Below are 17,963 nucleotides of genomic sequence, written 5' to 3'. Positions count from 1 at the left end.
CGGCCGTCGGCTGCGGCTGGGCGGGGGTGCGTGTCGCTCGCCCGCGCCGGCGGGGTGCCGCTGCGCTCACCCGTGCCGCCCCAAGCGGCACGACTGCCCGCAGCTACGGGCGGAGCCAACTACCCAGGGGCTACGCCACAAACGTGCGCGGCGCCTCCGTGCCCCCAGTCGCCCCCGTCTCCACCAAGCGCGCCGCCGCAGCCAAACGGGCCGCCGCCTCCTCCGCCACCGCTCCGCCGACCGTGAACGGGAGGCGGACGTAGCCCTCGAAGGCGCCGTCGACGCCGAAGCGGGGGCCGGAGGGGACGCGGACGCCGACCCGCTCCCCCGCTTCGGCCAGCCTCGAACCCGAGAGGCCACCGGCGCGGACCCAGAGGGTCAGGCCACCCTTCGGGATCTCGAACTCCCAGTCGGGCAGCTCTCGGCGCACCGCGGCCACCAGGGCGTCCCGGTTCTCGCGGGCCTGAGCCCGCCGCAGGTCGACGGCCTGCTCCCAACCTCCCGTGCTGAACAGCCAGTTCACGGCCAGCTGCTCCAGGACAGGGGTGCCGAGGTCGGCGTACGCGCGCGCGGCGACCAGGCTGCGGATCACGTCCGGGGCGGCCCGCACCCAGCCGATCCGCATGCCGGCCCAGAAAGCCTTGCTGGCCGAGCCGACCGTGATGACGGTCGAGCCCGCCGGGTCGAAGCTGCAGACCGGGCGCGGCATCCCGCCCTCGTCGAACGACTCGTCGAGCCACAGCTCGGTCATCGTCTCGTCGGCCACGAGGACGGTCCCGGCCGAGCGGGCCGCGTCCACCAGCCGACGCCGCTGGTCCTCGTCGGCGAGCGCGCCGGTCGGGTTGTGGAAGTCGGCGACGACGTAGGCGAGCCGGGGCGCGGCCTCGCGCAGGACCTGGCGCCAGCGGTCCATGTCCCAGCCGGTCAGCCCCTCGGCCATGGCGACGGGCACGAGTCGCGCACCCGCCTCCCGCATCAGCTGGAGGATGTTGGCGTAGGACGGCGACTCGACGGCGATGCGTTCACCGCGGCCCGCGAAGAGATGGCAGATCGCGTCCATGGCACCCATCGCGCCGGTCGTCACCATGATCTGCTCGGGCATGGTGGGGATCCCGCGCGCGGTGTAGCGCTCGGCGATCATCGCGCGCAGGGCCGGCAGCCCGGCCGGGTAGTCGCCGTGTGTGTGGGCGTACGGCGGCAGTTCCTCCAGCGCTCCCTGCACGGCACGGGTGAGCCACGGCTCCGGGGCCGGCAGCGAGGCGCAGCCCAGGTCGATCACCGAGCCGAGGGCCTCCGGGGGCAGGGGTTCCAGTCCGCGTGCCGGAAGCGGGTTGCCGGCCGGTACGGCGGTCCAGCTGCCGGCGCCACGCCGGGACTCCAGGAAGCCCTCGGCGCGCAGCGCCTCGTAGGCGGCGGCGACCGTGGTGCGGCTGACGGACAGGGCGAGGGCCAGCTCGCGCTCGGCGGGCAGGCGGGCGGCCACGGGGACGCGACCTTCGAGCACCAGGAGCCTGATGCCGTCGGCCAGGGAACGGTAGGCGGGCGGTCGACGCGTGCCGGGGCCGGCCGGGCGGTCCTGCTGGGAGGTGAGCAGCCGGGCGAGCTGCGCGGCCCCCACCGCTGAGGTCCACTGCGCCATGACGATCAGTCCACCTTCCCCGAATTGGCCATGGATCGGTTTTCATCCCAAGCCACAGAGTGACATGCATCAGGCCACCATCACCACCCAGGGGGGTATTTCGTGTCCACTCCCGGTCGTCTCGGACGACGCTTGTTCCAGCTCTACGTGGGTCTCGCGCTCTACGGCGCGAGTTCCGCGCTTCTCGTGGCGGCGGGTCTGGGCCTGGAGCCCTGGGGCGTGCTGCACCAGGGACTCGCGGAACTCACCGGGATGACCATCGGTGTGGTGTCGATCATCGTCGGGGCGGCGGTGCTGCTCCTGTGGATCCCGTTGCGCCAGCGGCCCGGCCTCGGCACGGTCTCCAACGTGTTCGTCGTCGGCCTGGCCATGGACGGCACCCTCGCCCTGGTCCCGGACGTGCACAGCCTCGCCGCACGGATCCCGATGCTGGTGGCCGGCATCGTACTGAACGGCGTGGCGACCGGCCTGTACATCGCGGCGAGCTTCGGGCCGGGCCCGCGCGACGGTCTCATGACCGGGCTGCACCGGCGCACCGGCCGCTCGATCCGGCTGATGCGGACGGCGATCGAGGTCACGGTGGTGGCCACCGGCTTCGCACTGGGCGGCACCATCGGTGTCGGCACCCTGCTGTACGCGCTGTCCATCGGCCCGCTCGCCCAGTTCTTCCTGCGCGTCTTCGCCGCCCCTTCGGCACCGGGGCGAAGCACAATCGTTGCCACCGGGCAACCGGAAGGCGCGATACTGCGTCCGTGACCACCGCGATACGCCACCCCTATCTCGACCACCCCGGCCCGATCGCCTTCGCCCACCGCGGCGGGGCGGCCGACGGGCTGGAGAACACCGTGGCGCAGTTCCAGCGCGCGGTCGACCTGGGCTACCGGTACATCGAGACCGACGTCCACACGACGGCGGACGGCAAGCTCGTCGCCTTCCACGACTCCACGCTCGACCGGGTCACCGACGGCGCGGGCCGCATCGCGGAGCTGCCGTGGCAGGACGTACGGGACGCGCGCGTGGGCGGGCAGGAGCCCGTACCGCTCTTCGAGGAGCTGCTGGAGACCTTCCCCGAGGTCCGCTGGAACGTGGACCTGAAGGCGGAGCCGGCCCTGCGGCCCTTCCTGGCGCTGATCGAGCGCCTGGACGCCTGGGACCGGGTCTGCGTGGGCTCCTTCTCCGAGGCGCGGGTGCTGCGGGCACAGCGGCTGGCCGGTCCGCGCCTGGCCACCTCGTTCGGCACGCGCGGGGTGCTCAACCTGCGGTTGCGGTCCTGGGGGCTGCCGGCCGCGGTGCGCCGTTCCGCGGTCGCCGCGCAGGTGCCCGAGGCCCAGTCGGGCGTCCCGGTGGTCGACCAACGCTTCGTCCGCGCCGCCCACGCGCTCGGGCTGCAGGTGCACGTGTGGACGATCAACGAGCCGGAGCGGATGCACCGGCTCCTGGACCTGGGTGTCGATGGCATCATGACCGATCACATCGACACGTTGCGCAAGGTCATGGAGGACCGCGGCGTCTGGGTCTGACCGCCCGGCACGACCGGGCCGCGCCTTCGCACGGCACTTCAGCGGGGAAGCGAGGGCACGGGTGGGCACCGAGACCGTGCGGACACAGACGGCCGACGAGGCCGCGGGACTGCGGCGCGAGCAGCGCGGCTGGTACTTCTACGACTGGGCGTGCTCGGTCTACTCGACGAGCGTCCTGACCGTCTTCCTCGGTCCGTACCTCACCTCGGTCGCCGACAGGGCGGCCGATGCCGACGGCTATGTGCATCCACTGGGGGTGCCGGTCCGGGCCGGCTCCTTCTTCGCCTACTCGGTGTCCCTGTCGGTGATCGTGGCCGTCGTGCTGATGCCCCTGGTGGGCGCGGCGGCGGACCGCACCGGGCGGAAGAAACCGCTGCTCGCGGCGGCCGCGTACACGGGGGCGGCCGCGACGACGGGCATGTTCTTCCTGGACGGCGACCGCTACCTGCTCGGCGGAGTGCTCCTCGTCGTGGCCAACGCGGCGCAGTCCGTCGGCATGATGCTCTACAACTCCTACCTGCCGCAGATCGCCCCGCCCGAGCAGCGCGACGCGATCTCCTCCCGGGGCTGGGCCTTCGGCTACGCGGCGGGCTCGCTGGTCCTCGTGGCCAACCTGGTCCTGTACTCGGCACACGACTCCTTCGGCCTGACCGAGACGGCCGCGGTCCGGGTCTGTCTGGCCTCGGCCGGACTGTGGTGGGGCGCCTTCACGCTCGTACCGCTGCGCCGGCTGCGCGACCGGCACGCGCGCGTGGAGCGTGCCACGGCCCCCGGGCTGCGGCAGCTCGCGGCGACCGTCCGGGACATGCGCCGGCATCCGCTGACGCTCGCCTTCCTGCTGGCGTACCTCGTCTACAACGACGGCATCCAGACAGTGATCTCCCAGGCCTCGATCTACGGCTCCGAGGAGCTGGGACTCGGGCAGTCGACCCTCATCGGCGCGGTGCTGCTGGTCCAGGTGCTGGCCGTGGCGGGGGCGCTGGCGATGGGGCGGCTGGCCCGGACCTACGGGGCGAAGCGGACGATCCTCGGTTCACTGGTGGCCTGGACGGTCACGCTCGGGGCCGGCTACTTCCTGCCGGCCGGGGCCCCGGTGTGGTTCTTCGTGCTGGCGTCCGGGATCGGGCTGGTCCTCGGCGGCAGCCAGGCGCTGTCCCGGTCGCTGTTCTCGCATCTGGTGCCGCCGGGCAAGGAGGCCGAGTACTTCTCCGCGTACGAGATGAGCGACCGCGGGATGAGCTGGCTCGGCCCGCTGCTGTTCGGGGTGACGTACCAGCTGACCGGGAGCTACCGCTCCGCGATCATCTCGCTGGTGGCCTTCTTCGTCATCGGTTTCGTCCTGCTCGCCAGGGTTCCGGTACGGCGGGCGATCGGCGAGGCCGGCAACCCGATTCCGGAAAGGATCTAGGAACGATTTAGCGCTCGGCGCGAAAGGGCGGTAGTGTACGCGTTTGGCCTGCCAGGCGTACCGTTACTGCGCGTCAAAGATGCCGAAACGCTGGGTGACATCTGCTAGCAGATGTGACAAACCGGGCGCCTGTGGGTAGAACAAGGGGCGGCTACGACGGCGACGCATGACCCGGAACGGGACTCGGAACGGGAATCTTTACCGCCGACCGGACGTTGACCGGATGACGACGACAGCGACACCTGTCCTGTGGGCGACAAGCCCGGGAGGCACGATTCATGAGTGAGCGAGCTCTTCGCGGTACGCGCCTCGTAGTGACCAGCTACGAGACGGACCGCGGTATCGACCTGGCTCCGCGCCAGGCCGTGGAGTACGCATGTGAGAAGGGGCACCGCTTCGAGATGCCCTTCTCGGTCGAGGCGGAGATCCCGCCGGAGTGGGAGTGCAAGGTCTGCGGGGCCCAGGCACTCCTGGTGGACGGCGATGTCCCTGAAGAGAAGAAGGGCAAGCCCGCGCGTACCCACTGGGACATGCTGATGGAGCGGCGCACCCGTGAGGAGCTCGAAGAGGTCCTCGAGGAGCGCCTGGCGGTTCTGCGCTCGGGGGCGATGAACATCGCGGTTCACCCCAGGGACAGCCGCAAGAGCGCGTAACGCGAGACACACGAGTAACCGCGGGCGCCGTACGTGAAGACGTACAGCGCCCGCGGTTTCGTGCTGCCCGGACCCGGAGGGAGCCACACAGCCGAGTTCGGCTCAGCGAGTCAGCGGCGGCCACTGCTCCCCCGGCTCCCGGCCGGCGTCCTCCCTGATCACCTCGCCCTGCACCACCTTGCCGTCGGGCCGGTGGATGCGGGCCTGCTGGAAGGCGTCGCCCAGGGTGCCCGGGGCCGCCTTGCGCAGGCTCCTGTCGAGGGCGCGCTCCGCGAAGCGGCTCACGGCCTTCTGGACCGGCGGGAGCAGCAGGAGCAGACCGGCCGCGTCGGAGATCAGGCCCGGGATCATCAGCAGCAGGCCGCCGAGCATCATCAGGCCGTTGCCGCCGCCACGCGCCGGCGAGCCGCCGCGCTGCAGCGCCTCGTTCAGGTTCTGGAAGGCGCGCCGCCCCGCCCGCTTGATCACCACGGAGCCGGCGACGAAGCCCGCCACCAGGAGCAGGAACACGGTGAGGCCGCCCGCCGTACCGGCGACCTGGGTCAGCAGCCAGATCTCCACCACCAGCCACACGGCGATCCCCAGCGGCAGATACCTGCGCAGCCGGGAACGCCGGGGCCGGGCGGTGGGCGGAGAGATGGGAGCGCCAGTCGTCATGCTCCCAGTGTGCCTGGACGCGGCTCAGCGCGGGATAAGGGGAGGATCGGCCACAGCTGTGGAGCCGCGGAGAGACCCTAGGCCTGCTTGCCCTTGCCCGTGAGCTTGCCGACGCGGTCCCCGACGCCCCAGGCGGTGACCCGCCACAGTGCCTCGACGAGGATGTCCTTGCTCATCTTGGAGTCGCCGAGTTCGCGCTCCACGAAGGTGATGGGGACCTCGACCACGTGGTAACCGGCCTTGACCGCGCGGCGTGCCAGGTCGACCTGGAAGCAGTAGCCCTGCGAGGCGACCTCCTCCAGGCCCAGGCCCTCCAGGGTCTCGCGGCGGAAGGCGCGGTAGCCGCCGGTGATGTCGCGCAGCGGCAGGTCGAGGGCCAGGCGCGAGTAGAGGCTGCCGCCGCGGGAGATGAACTCGCGGGACTTCGGCCAGTTCACCACCCGGCCACCGGGCACCCAGCGCGAGCCGAGCACCAGGTCGGCGCCCTTGAGGGCGGTGAGCAGCCGGGGCAGCTCCTCGGGCTGGTGGGAGCCGTCGGCGTCCATCTCGACCAGCACGCCGTAGCCGTGCTCCAGGCCCCAGCGGAAGCCCGCGAGGTAGGCGGCGCCGAGGCCCTCCTTGCCCTTGCGGTGCAGTACCTGGACGTGGTCGTCCTCGGCGGCCAGCTCGTCGGCGAGCTTGCCCGTGCCGTCGGGGCTGTTGTCGTCCGCCACCAGGACGTGAGCCTCGGGGACGGCCTTGCGCACCCGGCCGACGATGGTCTTGATGTTCTCCGCCTCGTTGTAGGTCGGGATGATCACCAAGGCCGTGCCGAGCGGACCGAACTGCCTCCCCTGGGCCTTGGCCGCGAGGGTCCCGTCGCCGTCGTTCACTGCTGCCCCTTCATGTCGTACGCAGGCGTCCACCATAGTGGCCCCGGCCTGGGATGACGCGCCTGCTCGTTCGTACGCTGGTGTCGATTCCACAAGAGTGGGGTAAGAACGTACTTTTCGGCACCTCAGCCGGCGGCGGATGGGGGCCCGGCGCCCTTCGGGCCGACCTGGGACCCGCTGGCTGCGGGACGACCGAAAGCCGTTGTCTACTGAGCATCCGGGCCCCACCCGGGTCACACCTTGCCGACCGGCCGGAACGTTCCCTCGTCGGCGCGGGCGCTGAGCCTGGCTCCCAGTGACGGTGCCCCGGTGCGGCACACCGTCCCTGACCCAGCGGCGCTGCGACGAGTGCGCGAACACTCCCCGGTCGGGCGTCCGGTGGTGGACTCGGCCGAACCTACCGGCCCCCGGCCGTCGACTGTCAACAACCGTCTGACCTGCACCGATACCCTCCCGACGCAGGTGGAGGCGGAGGATGCGCAGGTCGGGCGACGCTGCGGCGGCGGACGATCACCGCCGCGCCACCCCGGGAGATCACTCGCCCGGCCGTACGAACACCGTCCGTCCGCCCACGACGGTGCGCAGGCAGACCGGCAGGTCACGGCCCGGTGTCAGGTCGGGCAGGCCGGGGGTGCCGGAGCGCGGGTCGGTCGACCAGCGGGCCACGCGGTCGTCGGGGGCCTGGACGATCAGTTCGTCGGTTCGCCAGACGGCGTAGTCGGCGGGCGCGCCGGGCACCAGGACGCCCGCGTCGTCGCGGCCGATGGCCCGCCAGCCGCCGCGCGTGTGCGCGGTGAACGCGGCGCGTACGGAGACCCGGTGCTCCGGGGTCCGGTGGAACGCGGCGGCGCGGACCGTGCCCCAGGGGTCGAGCGGGGTGACCGGGCTGTCGGAGCCGAACGCGAGGGGCACACCGGCGCGTAGCAGGGCGGCGAACGGGTTGAGGGTGCGAGCCCGCTCGGCGCCGAGACGCTGGGCGTACATGCCGTCCTCGCCGCCCCAGAGCGCGTCGAAGGCGGGCTGGACCGAGGCGATCAGGCCCAGCTCGGCGAAGGCGGCCACGGTCTCGGGGGTGAGCATCTCGGCGTGCTCGACACGGTGCCGGGCGGCCCGGACACGGGCGAGGCCGACCTTCTCGGCGGCGGCGCGCACGCCCTCCACGACCGCGTTCACGGCGGCGTCACCGATGGCGTGGAAGCCCGCCTGGAGCCCCGCCTCGGTGCAGGCGACGACATGGTCGGCGACGGCGTCGGCGTCCAGGTAGGCGGTGCCGGTGTGGCCCGCGTCGGAGTAGGGCTGGTGCAGGCAGGCGGTGTGCGAGCCGAGGGCCCCGTCCACGAAGAGGTCACCGGCGGCGCCGTGGGCGCCCAGTTCGCGGGCCTTGTCGGAATTCTCCTCGGCCCAGTAGCCGATCACCCGCGGTCCCGGCACCTCGGCGGCGAGCTTCAGCAGGTCGGTGAAGTCGTCCTCGGAGGAGATCTTCGGCCCGCCGCACTCGTGCACGGAGCCGATGCCGAGGGAGGCCGCGTGGGCGAGGGCGGTGCGCTGGGCCTCGGCGCGCTGGGCGGGGGTGATGGCGGCGAGGGCGGCTTCGCGCACGGCGTGGTGGTCGTCGGCGGTCAGCGGGCCGTCCACCGGGCCGAGACGGGGCACGAGGTCGAGCAGCGCCGAGGTGACGACCGCCGAGTGGACGTCGATGCGGGACAGGTACAGGGGGCGGCCGCCGGTGGCCGCGTCGAGTTCCGCGCGCGTGGGCGGGCGGCCGCCGGGCCAGCGGGCGGCGTCCCAGCCGTGCCCGAGCAGCACTCGGTCGTCCGGGCGGCCCGCGGCGAAGTCACGGACGAGCGCGAGGGCCGCCTCCAGGGACGGGGCGTCGGACAGGTCCAGGCCGGTCAGAGCGAGGCCCGTGGCGGTGGTGTGCACATGGGCGTCGGTGAAGGCCGGGGTGACCAGGGCGCCGTCGAGGTCGACCACCTCGTCCACGCCGTCGGCGAAGGCGTCGGCGGCGCCCTCGGAGCCGACCCAGGCGACCTGGCCGCGCTCCACCACCATCGCGGTGGCGAAGGGGTCGGCGGGGCTGTGAACCTCTCCGCGGCGCAGGAGGACGGTCTTGGGGTCGGCGGACTGCTCACTCATGCCCGACAGTCTCTCGCGTGCGCGGGAGACTTCGGGCACCGGGGCGGCCGGTTCAGATCTTCGGGGGACGCGCCTCGTAGGGGGTCGACAGCACGACGGTGGTGCGGGTGGAGACGCCGGCCAGGGTGCGCACCCGGGCGAGCAGCTCCTCCAGTTCGTGCGGGGTGGCCACACGCACCTTGAGGATGTAGTTCTCGTCGCCGGCGACGCTGTGGCAGGCCTCGATCTCGGGGACGCCGGCGAGGCGGTCCGAGATGTCGTCGGGGGCGCTGGGGTCGAAGGGTTTCACCGAGATGAAGGCCGTCATGGGCAGCCCTACGGCCTCGGGGTCGACGACCGCGGCATAGCCGCGGATGACGCCACGCTGTTCGAGCCGGCGCACCCGCTGGTGCACGGCCGACGTGGACAGGCCCGTGGCCTTGCCCAGGTCGGTGTAGCTCATCCGCCCGTCCTTGACGAGCAGCTGCACGATCTGACGGTCCAGCTCCTCCATGGCGCCAAAACCTACAGTGCTCTTGATCTCCTGGGATAGCTCAGCAACGCAGGTCACACCTGGTTCGGCACAAAAAGCACCGCACCGGGCACCTGCACACGGCATGTGACGAACGCCACAGCGCTCGAAGCGGCTCCGTGATGTTCTCGTGATTACCGCCGAGAGCGGACGGGAAGTGCTTGGTGTGGTCGAGGCCGCAGCGCCTTCTCGGCCCAGCCTTAGGGGGAGAAACCCATGCAGAGTCTCAAGCGCCCTGGTCGTTCCGCGTCCAAGCGGCTCCAGCCGGTGGTCGAGCCCGAGCCGGAGGGCGTCGAACCCGACGCCTTCGAGGCCGAGGAGCTCGACGCCTACGACACCTTCGAGATGTACCGGGTGATCTGCCCGGACTGCGCGCAGCCGATCGCGCTGCTGGCGGACGAGGAGATCCTGCCGGAGCACGCGCTGTGCGCCTCGCCGTGGAACCCGTTCGGGCTCACGGTCTGTGCGGGCACGGGCCGCGCGGCGGCCGACGCCCGTCCCGCCGACGAGTCCGTCGAGCCGCAGGAGCAGGACACGGCCCTGCTGCTCACGCTCCCCCAGGGTCTGAACTGGCGGACGCAGCCCTTCTCGCACGTCGGCGGCCCGGGCTCGCGCCCGATGCGCGTACCGGCGATGCGCCGCGAGGCCGCCTGAGTCCCTGCGGACCGGCCCGGCTCAATCCCAGTAGCTGCCCTGCACCATGGCGCGCAGACTGCCGTGGTGCAGGATCAGTGTGTCCGGGTCCGCCGGGACGGCGACCTCCGCGAAGTGCACCTGGCGGTACGCGACGCGCAGCATGACGATCGCGTGCCGCAGGGCCGCGTAGAGGGTGTAGAACTCCATGTCCCGCGGGGTGTGACCGGTCAGCCGGGCGTAGCGGGCCTCGACGCGGTCGCGGCGCAGGAAGCCGGGCAGTCCGCGCTGTCCGGAGGCGACCGTGAGGTCGTGGAAGAAGCGGTGCAGGTAGACGGTCCAGCCGAGGTCCACCTCGCGCGGGGCGAGGGCCGCCATCTCCCAGTCGAGGACGGCGACGGGGTCGAAGCCGTCGTAGACGACGTTCCCGATCCGCGCGTCGCCCCAGTTCAGGACGGGTGGGCCGGGCTCCTGCGGCCACAGCTGCTCCAGCCGGTCGAAGGCTGCCTCGATCAGGGGTGAGCGGGCGAGCCCGTCGATCACCCAGGAGTAGTAGGCGCGTTGGGCCGTCACATGCCGGCGCATGGCGTCGCCTTCGCCCGGCAGGGTGAGGAACTCGGCGTCTTCCAAGGGCACTTGGTCGTGCAACCGGGCGAGCAGACCGACGGTGGCGGCCTCCAGGTGCTCGCGCTCCGCGTCGCTCGCGGCGTGCAGCCAACTGCCCTCGTACGTGTACGGCATGACGTCCGGCGGCACCCGTCCGGCCACCCGTTCCATGACGAAGAACGGCGCCCCGAGCGGGTCCGGATCCTCCTCCAGCCACAGCACCCGGGGCACCGGAAGGCCGGTGCGGTCGGCCACGAGCTTCAGGGTGCGGTACTGGCGGGCCATGTCGTACTCCGGGAAGACGGTGTACGCCGCCGGGTCCGCCGCGAGCCGCAACGCGCAGGAACGCAGCGGTGGTCGGGGGTGCTCGATGTCGAACAGCAGGGTCTCGCTGGACATCCCGTTGGAGGCCGGGACGGTGACGCCGACGGCCTTGGCCCCGGGCAGCCGGGTGCCGAGCCAGGTCGTGAGGCGCCGGGCGAGTTCCTCGGGGTCTCGGGTGCTGGTGCGCGGACGCGGTGCCGTGGCCATCTCGTCCTCCCTCAGGGTGCGACCGAGTCGAAGCCCGTGAAGCCGCTCGGGTCGTGCCGGCCGAACGATCCGTGCTCGAAGATGCCGTAGCCCGTCTGTCCGTCCATCCGGAAGCGGGCGGAGTGGTCGGTGACGCCGTAGGCGGCGAGGGGGTGCGGCGCCGCCATGTCGTACGTACGGCGGTCGACCCATCCCCGGCCCTGCCAGGTTCCGTGCTGCCAGTCGTCCGCCGGCGGGTAGCCAGCGCCGACCGCGAGCGGCGAGGAGGCCAGGATCTCCGCCTCCACCTCCACGGGTTTGCGCGGATCACCGAGGTGGAGGACCGCGCGCTCGGGGTGGCGGGTGCCGGAGCGGTAGGTGATCTCGGCCTGGGGCCAGCCCAGTTGACGGTCGCGGTGACCGGGGCGGAGCAGGGTGGCGTCGTTCAGGGTGCGGTAACCGTCGGCGTCCTCCTGGGCGATGACCATCAGGAAGCGGTCCTCGAAGCGCACCGGGCACCAGATCCAGTGGAAGCCCTCGGTCGGGTGGTCCTCGGCGAGCCGTCCGCCCTCCTCCCCCGGCACCGGCCGCACGCCCCAGCTGCGGTCCCGGGTGCCGGTCCAGCCCTCGGAGGAGACCTCGAACTCCGTGCCGCCGGCCCGGATCACGCCCGCCACCGTGCCCGCCTGGACGAACCTGCGCCCCTCCAGGGTGAGGCGGTCGCCCCGGCGCTGGAGGTGGTGCGGCTCCCACAGGGCCGGGAAGGCCGCGGTCCAGGTGAGGTCGTACGACAGTTCGTCGTCGCAGACCAGGCGCAGCCGCCGGAGCGGTTCCTGGACCTCGATGCGCAGCGGGCCGACGGCGAGCCGCATCCGGTCCTCGCCGAGCGCGTCCGAGGCACGGACGGCGTGCAGGGTGTCCCCGGTGCGCAGGGTCGCGTAGGCGTCGATCACGCCCAGGTTGGGGTAGACCCCGAGACCGAGGATGAGCAGGGCACGGCCGGTGTGGTCGAAGACGTGGAAGATACAGCGGTCGTAGGCGTTCCGGTCCCCGGTCGCCACGTGCTTCATGGACAGCGGCACCTGGTGGACGGGGTACTCGTCGAGCGGTACGGGACGGTCGTCGGTCACGGACACCCCCCTGGGAGACAGTCCGCTGACGGTACGTCAGACAATCGGAGGAGACCAGAGCCGGAACGGGACGTCCCTGAACTCAGGCTCGATTCCGCCCGGCCGTGACCTGCCCGGCGCCCGGCGCGTTCCCCGGGCATGACCCCCACGTACTCGGCGACCGGGCGTCAGCGCCTCATCTTCGTGCCGCGCCCCGCAGAATCGGCTCCGCCTCCTGTGCCGCTGGACCCGCCCATCTACCTCGCCCTGATGCGCACCTGGGCGGACCGGGGCCGCACCCTGCCGGGCCGCCACGACCCGGAGTGGGTCAGGCTGGCGGCCCCGACGGTCCTCAGGGGGCAGTTCAGCGACCCTCCGGTCCTGCCACGTGACGGGCGATGACCATCCGCTGGATCTGGTTGGTGCCCTCGACGATCTGCAGGACCTTGGCCTCGCGCATATAACGCTCGGCCGGGAAGTCGGCGGTGTAGCCGTAGCCGCCGAGTATCTGCACGGCGTCCGTGGTGACCTTCATCGCCGTGTCGGTGCAGTGCAGCTTGGCCATGGCGGCCTGCTTGGCGAACGGCTTGCCCGCGTCGCGCAGCCGAGCGGCCGCGAGGTACAGCGCGCGGCCGGCCTCGACCTGGGTCGCCATGTCGGCGATCATGAAGCGCAGGCCCTGGAAGTCGGCGATGGGGTGGCCGAACTGCCGGCGCTGGGTGGCGTAGCCGACCGCCTCGTCCAGTGCGGCCTGGGCCAGGCCGATGGCGCAGGCCGCGATGCCGAGCCGCCCGGAGTCGAGCGCGGACAGGGCGATCGAGAAGCCCTGGCCCTCCTCCCCGATGCGCCGGCCGTCGGGGACCCGGACGCCGTCGAAGTGGACCTGGGCGGTCGGGCTGCCCTTCATGCCCATCTTCTTCTCGGGCATCGCGCCGCTCAGTCCCTCGGCGTCGCCCGGCACCAGGAAGGCGGTGATCCCGCGCGGGCCGTCCTCGCCGGTGCGGGCCATCACGGTGTAGAAGTCGGCGATCCCGCCGTGCGTGATCCAGGCCTTGGTGCCCGTGATCACCCAGCCGTCGCCGTCCCGGACGGCCTTGGTGCGCAGGGAGGCCGCGTCCGAGCCGGAGGACGGCTCGGAGAGGCAGTAGGCGCCGAGCAGTCCGCCGCCGAGCATCGCGGGCAGGTACTCGACCTGCTGCTGCTTGGCGCCATAGGCGGCGAGGGCGTAGGAGGCGAGCGTATGCACGCTGACGCCGAGGCCGACGGTGAGGCGGGCCGCGGCCAGCTCCTCCAGGACCTGGAGGTAGACCTCGTACGGCTGGTCGCCGCCGCCGTACTCGGAGTCGTACGGCAGGCCCAGCAGGCCCGAGTCCGAGAGCAGGGTGAAGACCTCGCGCGGGAAGCGTCCGGCGTCCTCCTCCTCGGCCGCCTTCGGCGCGATCTCGCGCTGTGCGATCTCACGGACGAGGGCGAGCAGGTCCCTCGCCTCTTCCGTGGGCAGTTGACGCTCCACCGGCTGCGGGTCGCGGTCGGACATGGCGTCGGTCTCCTCCCTGTTCGGGCACTGGCGGTCTGACCCGTTGTGGGGGCGGCTCCGCCTGGTCGTTCCGGTTCGCCGAAGGGGCCCGCTCCCGGGTCTCGGAAGCGGCTGACCAGCGGCTCTGTGCCGTGAGTATGCCCGATCAGCGACCTCCCGTCACCAGTTAACGACCGCTTACTTCAAGAATCCAGCCGGAACTCTCCGCACACCCGAAATTGGTCCGAACCATTGACCTAGTGGTCTAGTCCTCCTACTGTGCATGACCAACGCTTTACCGCGTTCATGCCAATCGGCGCGCGTTCCCCTCTCCCCCACGAGGAGCCACCCGATGCACACTCCCCACCGTCCCCGCGCCCGGTTCCGGGCGCTCGTCGCCGCCGCGTGTTCCGCCGTCCTCGGCGCCGGGCTGCTGGCCGGGGCGGGCACCGCGACCGCGGCCACGCCGGCCGCTCCGCAGATCAAGGCCGGCTCCAAGGTCGTCGGCTACTTCACCGAATGGGGCACCTACGACCGCAAGTACTACGTCAAGAACATCGAGACCTCGGGCTCCGCGGCCAAGCTGACCCACATCAACTACGCCTTCGGCAACGTCACCGGCGGCAAGTGCGCACTCGGCGACTCCTACGCGGCCACCGACCGGGCCTACACCGCCGCCGAGTCCGTGGACGGCGTCGCCGACACCTGGGACCAGCCGCTGCGCGGCAACTTCAACCAGCTGCTGAAGCTGAAGAAGAAGCACCCCGGGCTGAAGGTCCTGTGGTCCTTCGGCGGCTGGACCTGGTCCAGCGGCTTCGGCGAGGCCGCGAAGAACCCCGCCGCCTTCGCCCAGTCCTGCTACGACCTGGTGAAGAACTCCAAGTGGGCGGGGGTCTTCGACGGCATCGACATCGACTGGGAGTACCCGAACGCCTGCGGCAACACCTGCGACACCAGCGGCCGGGAGGCCTTCAAGAACGTCATGGCCGCGCTGCGGTCCAAGTTCGGCTCCGGCAACCTGGTCACCGCGGCGATCACCGCCGACGCCAGCAGCGGCGGCAAGATCGACGCGGCGAACTACGCGGGCGCGGCCCAGTACGTCGACTGGTACAACCCGATGACGTACGACTACTTCGGCGCCTGGGACGCGGCCGGCCCGACCGCCCCGCACTCCGCGCTGAACTCCTACTCGGGCATCCCGAAGGCGAACTTCTACACGTCGGCGACCATCGCCAAGCTCAAGGGCCTCGGCATCCCGGCCGCCAAGCTGCTCCTCGGCATCGGCTTCTACGGGCGTGGCTGGACCGGGGTCACGCAGGCGGCGCCGGGCGGTACGGCGACGGGCCCCGCGGCGGGGACGTACGAGCAGGGCATCGACGACTACAAGGTGCTCAAGGCCAAGTGCCCGGCGACCGGCACGGTGGGCGGCACGGCCTACGCCAAGTGCGGGAACGACTGGTGGAGTTACGACACCCCGGCGACCATCGGCACGAAGATGACGTACAAGAACCAGCAGGGCCTCGGCGGCACCTTCTTCTGGGAGCTGAGCGGCGACACCACGAACGGTGAGCTGATCAAGGCGATCAACTAGCCCCGGAAGGCAGAGGACTTGGAGCGGAGGACCACGAGCCTCCGCTCCTTGCCGTCAGGCCTCGCGACGGGCCGGGGGCGGGGTCGGGTAGGACGGGTCCAGTTCCTCGATGGCGCGCAGGGATCCGCCGAGTGTCTTCACCAGCAGGTCCCGCATGGTCTCGCGGGAGAGGGCGGGGCGGTCGATCCAGTCGAGGGTGGCCCCTTCGACACTGCAGACCCAGGAGAGCAGGGCCATGCGGGCCAGCGGGGCTATGTCGCTGCGGCCGTAGGCGCCTTCGGCGATGGTGGCGACGATCGCCTCGCGCACACCGTCCCGGATGGCGTGCACCTCGGTGTCGAAGCCGACCCCGCCGCTGACGATGGTCCGGTAGGCGGCCTGGTGGTGCTCGGCGAAGCGCAGGTAGCTGTCGACGGTGCGGTGGACGCGGTCCACGGCGGGCAGTTCGAGGCCGCTCGCGGCGAAGGAGACCAGGTCGGCGACGGAGTCCTGGATGATCGCCAGGTAGTAGCCGCGCTTGGAGTGGAAGTAGTAGTAGATCAGCCCCTTGGCGACATGCGCCTGCCGGGCGATGTCGTCCATGGACAGCGCGTCGTAGGACGTGTCGGCGAACAACTTCCGCCCGATGGCGATGAGTTCGGCGCGGCGCGCCACGGAACGCTCGGTGCCGCGCGCCCGGGGACGGACGGCGGCACTCTGTTGACGCATATTCAATTTCGACCCTGGTCTAGGAGGTCGGCGGGACATCCGCAGTATGTCAGAACATGCCGACCGGATAAGGCGCCGGGTCAGAGCAGACCGAGCTGGGTCACGAGCATCGCGAACACCACGACGAGCACCCAGCCCATGACGTGCTCGAGGATCTTCGGGCCGTCTTCCCGGGGGCCGCCGGTGCGGACGCGGGTGGCGGTGGCCTGCTGTGCGGTCATGGTTTCTCGCAGAGGTCGGACGTACGGAGTGGAATCCCCCCACCCATTTGTCCACCTTGCCACCCGCGACGGCGTTTGCGGCGGAGACCTTGCTCACACGGCTCGGGTCAGCAGACGCCCACCGCCTCGAGCGCCTTGCGCTGGCGCGGGTTCGGATGGGCCGGGAAGTAGAGGTAGCAGACTCCTCCGGTGCCCGAGACGACCTTCCCGGAGGCGTTGTACCGCTTGGTCCTCAGCCAGATGTTCTCGAACTCCCGCCGCAGATAGACGCGCCGCACCGCCGCGTCGTCGGCCGAGGCCGGGTCATTGGCGATCACGTCGCCGTCCGGGGTGAAGCCGATCACGGTCATCAGGTGGCCCGAGGTGCCGTACCCGGCTCCGGTCAGCTCGGTCTTCAGGAAGGACTGGGACGTTATGGCCGGGATGCCGGCCTCGATCAGCGTCTCCAGTTCGGTGAGCGAGGCGAGCCGGGTGACCACGCCCTGGAGACCCTTGAACGTGGCGGCGTAGGCGGCGTTGAAGGGCCAGTTGCCGCAGCCCTGGTACTGGTGGTCATAGGTGAAGCGGGCCGCGTGGTCCACCTGCGGGTCGGCGTAGGACGGGTCGACCCAGGACAGCTGCTCGGGGGTGAGCCGGCCGCCCCAGTACTCGACGATCATCTGAGAGGAGGTGGGGCTGCACCAGGCCTCGCCGCCGTTGTCGTACTCGGGGTACTGGCCCTTGTGGATCTCCTGCGAGTAGCGCGGGACGCCCAGTTCCCGGGCGAGCCCGGGGGTGGAGGCCGGCACGGTGAAGCGGTCGGGGATGTCGGAGCCCATGGCGCCGAGCCGCCAGACGGTCGGGGTGAGCCGGGTGTCCGGCCTGCGGTAGAGGGTCAGGCGCAGCCGGTACGCGGCCAGCCGCAGGCCGGTGCTCGCGTCGTCGATGGCGAAGGTGTCGGTCCAGATCGTGCTCTTGCCGTCCTTCTGGTCGTCCACCGAGGTCCGCTTGATGTCCTGGTCGCCGGCCGCCCAGCGGCCCATCACGTACCAGGGCGTGTCGGTGCCGTCGGAGTACGTGCCCCGCAGCTCGACCTGGAGCCAGGTGCCGTCGGGGGTGTGCGCGTTCCAGGAGGCGACGACCTCCGTCGCGGGCACGGCGAGCCGGTGGACCGGGGAGGTCCAGGTCGCGTACTCCCAGCTGGCGGTGGTGCCGGTGTGCGGGTCGGTGTAGTCGGTGCGGCCCGCGGCGACGCCGATCTCGACGCCGGGGCGCAGGCCGGAGACGGCCCGCACGCCCTGGACGGTGCCGCTGCGCCAGTCGCGGTACGTGGTCCAGGCGTGGTAGTCGATGGGTCGGGCCGCCACCTGGGCGGGGTCGTCGCCGTCGGCGGCGGACGCCGTCTCGGCGGCCGCGGGTACGGCCCCGGAGGCGACCGCGGCGGCCACGGCGGCGGTGAGGACGGTTCGGCGGGACGGCTGCTGGGCTCTGCTCATGGGCTCGGTTACCCCCAAGTATCCGAGTCGTTCCTGGTCCGGTGTGGTTGTGCGCCAACTATGGAGGAGACGGCATGCCCCTGCCAGCACTTCCGCACATGGCGCGCCACCAATATTGGTCTGGGCCACTGGAACAACGTGCGGGGGTGCACGACGGCCCCGGCGCGGACGGGGTGCCGTGCGCCGGGGCCGTGGCCG

At 71.6% G+C, this 17,963-nt stretch carries 17 protein-coding genes; 6 read left to right on the top strand and 11 right to left on the bottom strand.

Translation table 11 applies throughout. The features are described from left to right. Positions 1-130: 130 nt before the first annotated feature. Positions 131-1,639 carry a PLP-dependent aminotransferase family protein gene (locus CRP49_RS27915; protein WP_097255845.1) on the bottom strand — a complete coding sequence of 503 codons (1,509 nt, stop codon included), beginning with the start codon at positions 1,637-1,639 and terminating at the stop codon, positions 131-133. Between the two features lie 102 nt (positions 1,640-1,741). On the opposite strand from CRP49_RS27915, the gene CRP49_RS27910 reads away from it, so the two are divergent. From CRP49_RS27910 to CRP49_RS27895, 4 genes are all read left to right on the top strand, one after another. Next, the gene (locus CRP49_RS27910) at positions 1,742-2,395 is read left to right on the top strand and encodes a YitT family protein (RefSeq protein ID WP_097255844.1); all 654 of its coding nucleotides are present in this window, start codon (positions 1,742-1,744) and stop codon (positions 2,393-2,395) included. Continuing rightward, positions 2,392-3,159, top strand: coding sequence for a glycerophosphodiester phosphodiesterase (locus CRP49_RS27905; protein WP_097255843.1), 768 nt, complete (start codon positions 2,392-2,394; stop codon positions 3,157-3,159). Before CRP49_RS27910 ends, CRP49_RS27905 begins: the two co-directional genes overlap by 4 nt. Positions 3,160-3,220: 61 nt before the next feature. After that, positions 3,221-4,567, top strand: a complete 1,347-nt coding sequence (locus tag CRP49_RS27900; protein ID WP_097255842.1) for an MFS transporter — start codon at positions 3,221-3,223, stop codon at positions 4,565-4,567. A gap of 278 nt (positions 4,568-4,845) precedes the next feature. After that, the gene (locus tag CRP49_RS27895) at positions 4,846-5,220 is read left to right on the top strand and encodes an RNA polymerase-binding protein RbpA (RefSeq protein WP_030247095.1); all 375 of its coding nucleotides are present in this window, start codon (positions 4,846-4,848) and stop codon (positions 5,218-5,220) included. Between the two features lie 102 nt (positions 5,221-5,322). Here CRP49_RS27895 and fxsA read toward each other — a convergent pair whose 3' ends face one another. From fxsA to CRP49_RS27875, 4 genes are all read right to left on the bottom strand, one after another. Beyond that, positions 5,323-5,877 carry an FxsA family membrane protein gene (gene fxsA, locus CRP49_RS27890; protein ID WP_097255841.1) on the bottom strand — a complete coding sequence of 185 codons (555 nt, stop codon included), beginning with the start codon at positions 5,875-5,877 and terminating at the stop codon, positions 5,323-5,325. A 77-nt stretch (positions 5,878-5,954) separates the two neighbouring features. Then, positions 5,955-6,749: a polyprenol monophosphomannose synthase gene (locus CRP49_RS27885; RefSeq protein ID WP_097255840.1), complete on the bottom strand. Its 795-nt coding sequence runs from the start codon at positions 6,747-6,749 to the stop codon at positions 5,955-5,957. A 534-nt stretch (positions 6,750-7,283) separates the two neighbouring features. Then, positions 7,284-8,885 (bottom strand): amidohydrolase, encoded by a 1,602-nt coding sequence (locus CRP49_RS27880; protein WP_097255839.1) that lies wholly within the window; start codon positions 8,883-8,885, stop codon positions 7,284-7,286. Between the two features lie 52 nt (positions 8,886-8,937). Beyond that, the gene (locus CRP49_RS27875) at positions 8,938-9,378 is read right to left on the bottom strand and encodes an Lrp/AsnC family transcriptional regulator (RefSeq protein ID WP_094220813.1); all 441 of its coding nucleotides are present in this window, start codon (positions 9,376-9,378) and stop codon (positions 8,938-8,940) included. A gap of 234 nt (positions 9,379-9,612) precedes the next feature. Between CRP49_RS27875 and CRP49_RS27870 the strand changes: the two genes are divergently transcribed. After that, the gene (locus CRP49_RS27870) at positions 9,613-10,050 is read left to right on the top strand and encodes a hypothetical protein (RefSeq protein ID WP_097255838.1); all 438 of its coding nucleotides are present in this window, start codon (positions 9,613-9,615) and stop codon (positions 10,048-10,050) included. Positions 10,051-10,071: 21 nt separating this feature from the next. Here the strand turns inward: CRP49_RS27870 and CRP49_RS27865 are convergent, their stop codons facing one another. The 3 genes from CRP49_RS27865 to CRP49_RS27850 form a co-directional block, all read right to left on the bottom strand. Next, the gene (locus CRP49_RS27865) at positions 10,072-11,166 is read right to left on the bottom strand and encodes a phosphotransferase family protein (RefSeq protein ID WP_097255837.1); all 1,095 of its coding nucleotides are present in this window, start codon (positions 11,164-11,166) and stop codon (positions 10,072-10,074) included. An 11-nt stretch (positions 11,167-11,177) separates the two neighbouring features. Beyond that, entirely contained in the window at positions 11,178-12,275 is a 1,098-nt protein-coding gene (locus CRP49_RS27860) for a hypothetical protein (protein WP_097257565.1), read from the bottom strand. Between the two features lie 343 nt (positions 12,276-12,618). Then, positions 12,619-13,791, bottom strand: a complete 1,173-nt coding sequence (locus tag CRP49_RS27850) for an acyl-CoA dehydrogenase family protein (RefSeq protein ID WP_097255836.1) — start codon at positions 13,789-13,791, stop codon at positions 12,619-12,621. A 331-nt stretch (positions 13,792-14,122) separates the two neighbouring features. Here CRP49_RS27850 and CRP49_RS27845 point away from each other — a divergent pair, with 331 nt between their 5' ends. Then, positions 14,123-15,361, top strand: coding sequence for a glycoside hydrolase family 18 protein (locus CRP49_RS27845; protein ID WP_097255835.1), 1,239 nt, complete (start codon positions 14,123-14,125; stop codon positions 15,359-15,361). Positions 15,362-15,415: 54 nt separating this feature from the next. Here the strand turns inward: CRP49_RS27845 and CRP49_RS27840 are convergent, their stop codons facing one another. The 3 genes from CRP49_RS27840 to CRP49_RS27835 all read right to left on the bottom strand — a co-directional run bounded on the left by CRP49_RS27840 (position 15,416) and on the right by CRP49_RS27835 (position 17,765). Next, the gene (locus tag CRP49_RS27840; RefSeq protein ID WP_373560370.1) at positions 15,416-16,069 is read right to left on the bottom strand and encodes a TetR/AcrR family transcriptional regulator; all 654 of its coding nucleotides are present in this window, start codon (positions 16,067-16,069) and stop codon (positions 15,416-15,418) included. A gap of 80 nt (positions 16,070-16,149) precedes the next feature. Beyond that, positions 16,150-16,290, bottom strand: coding sequence for an SCO1431 family membrane protein (locus CRP49_RS46270; protein WP_107428310.1), 141 nt, complete (start codon positions 16,288-16,290; stop codon positions 16,150-16,152). Positions 16,291-16,397: 107 nt separating this feature from the next. Further along, positions 16,398-17,765, bottom strand: a complete 1,368-nt coding sequence (locus tag CRP49_RS27835) for a peptidase C39 family protein (protein WP_097255833.1) — start codon at positions 17,763-17,765, stop codon at positions 16,398-16,400. Positions 17,766-17,963 lie beyond the last annotated feature (198 nt).

The sequence above is a fragment of the Streptomyces sp. Ag109_G2-15 genome, assembly GCF_900215565.1.
Lineage (GTDB): Bacteria > Actinomycetota > Actinomycetes > Streptomycetales > Streptomycetaceae > Streptomyces > Streptomyces diastatochromogenes.
The sequence above is the reverse complement of the archived record's forward strand: the minus strand, read 5'-3'. Positions and strand labels throughout refer to the sequence as shown.

Bases quoted from the DNA above. Each gene is read 5' to 3' on its own strand.
- CRP49_RS27915 (WP_097255845.1), bottom strand. From the start codon at position 1,639: ATGGCGCAGTGGACCTCAGCGGTGGGGGCCGCGCAGCTCGCCCGGCTG.
- CRP49_RS27895 (WP_030247095.1), top strand. From the start codon at position 4,846: ATGAGTGAGCGAGCTCTTCGCGGTACGCGCCTCGTAGTGACCAGCTAC.
- fxsA (WP_097255841.1), bottom strand. From the start codon at position 5,877: ATGACGACTGGCGCTCCCATCTCTCCGCCCACCGCCCGGCCCCGGCGT.
- CRP49_RS27880 (WP_097255839.1), bottom strand. From the start codon at position 8,885: ATGAGTGAGCAGTCCGCCGACCCCAAGACCGTCCTCCTGCGCCGCGGA.
- CRP49_RS27875 (WP_094220813.1), bottom strand. From the start codon at position 9,378: ATGGAGGAGCTGGACCGTCAGATCGTGCAGCTGCTCGTCAAGGACGGG.
- CRP49_RS27870 (WP_097255838.1), top strand. From the start codon at position 9,613: ATGCAGAGTCTCAAGCGCCCTGGTCGTTCCGCGTCCAAGCGGCTCCAG.
- CRP49_RS27865 (WP_097255837.1), bottom strand. From the start codon at position 11,166: ATGGCCACGGCACCGCGTCCGCGCACCAGCACCCGAGACCCCGAGGAA.
- CRP49_RS27850 (WP_097255836.1), bottom strand. From the start codon at position 13,791: ATGTCCGACCGCGACCCGCAGCCGGTGGAGCGTCAACTGCCCACGGAA.
- CRP49_RS27845 (WP_097255835.1), top strand. From the start codon at position 14,123: ATGCACACTCCCCACCGTCCCCGCGCCCGGTTCCGGGCGCTCGTCGCC.
- CRP49_RS27840 (WP_373560370.1), bottom strand. From the start codon at position 16,069: ATGCGTCAACAGAGTGCCGCCGTCCGTCCCCGGGCGCGCGGCACCGAG.
- CRP49_RS46270 (WP_107428310.1), bottom strand. From the start codon at position 16,290: ATGACCGCACAGCAGGCCACCGCCACCCGCGTCCGCACCGGCGGCCCC.
- CRP49_RS27835 (WP_097255833.1), bottom strand. From the start codon at position 17,765: ATGAGCAGAGCCCAGCAGCCGTCCCGCCGAACCGTCCTCACCGCCGCC.